General features: G+C 48.6%; 2 protein-coding genes. One reads left to right on the top strand and one right to left on the bottom strand.

Features of this window, described 5'->3' with window-relative positions; genetic code table 11:
- Positions 1-294 (top strand): hypothetical protein (locus tag E1189_RS25010; RefSeq protein WP_230460058.1); only part of this gene is annotated, 294 nt, incomplete at its 5' end.
- Between the two features lie 72 nt (positions 295-366).
- On the opposite strand, the gene E1189_RS25005 is transcribed toward E1189_RS25010, so the two are convergent.
- Positions 367-640 (bottom strand): hypothetical protein (locus tag E1189_RS25005; protein ID WP_230460057.1); only part of this gene is annotated, 274 nt, incomplete at its 5' end.

Below are 640 nucleotides of genomic sequence, written 5' to 3'. Positions count from 1 at the left end.
TTAATAGCGTCCTGGCCTCCTCTAATGCCCCTTGGGGGTTGGTTTTCAAAAGGCAGAACCCATGATCGATGTCGTGATATGCCTGTACACGAGAGTAAGCCGGGGAGTGCTGGGAACGCCGTTGTGAAAGCTGGCGGTGCTCAGAGTGACCTGTACGCCTGGAATATCGAGAACCACGTGTGCTGGATGTATAAGGCCTATGTCTACTGGGGCCGTTTTTCCTGCGAGGAGGAGGTGCCTGTCGGTCATGGTGGCCTCTCACATAGTGTGGCGGGAAGTACATACTCTGAATAAACCTTTATAGCTGTTATGTCAGGAGGGTTTTCAACCAATGTCTTATATGGATGATGGTGAGGGAGTAAAGGTTCAAAATGTGTCAGAATCACAAACGGGGATGTTTGAGGTATAAGTGCCCGGACCATTGCTCTGTTTACACGGAGCCTCTCCAGCCATAAGAGCCAATAACTTTCGTTCCTTTACCCTCCAGAAGTCGTCTTTCTTCAGTTCTTGTCGATGGGGTTCAAGGTCTCTGGTCAGATCAAAGAGTAATTCCGATGTACATCTGAACTCTTGCTCCTTTTCCTCTTTGATACCCAAAGTTTGCAGTACAGGTTTAGGCCAGACTGACAAAAGACGGAAG

It is taken from the genome of Parendozoicomonas verongulae (genome assembly GCF_009711465.1).
In the GTDB taxonomy this organism is placed as follows: domain Bacteria; phylum Pseudomonadota; class Gammaproteobacteria; order Pseudomonadales; family Endozoicomonadaceae; genus Sansalvadorimonas; species Sansalvadorimonas verongulae.
The sequence above is the reverse complement of the archived record's forward strand: the minus strand, read 5'-3'. Positions and strand labels throughout refer to the sequence as shown.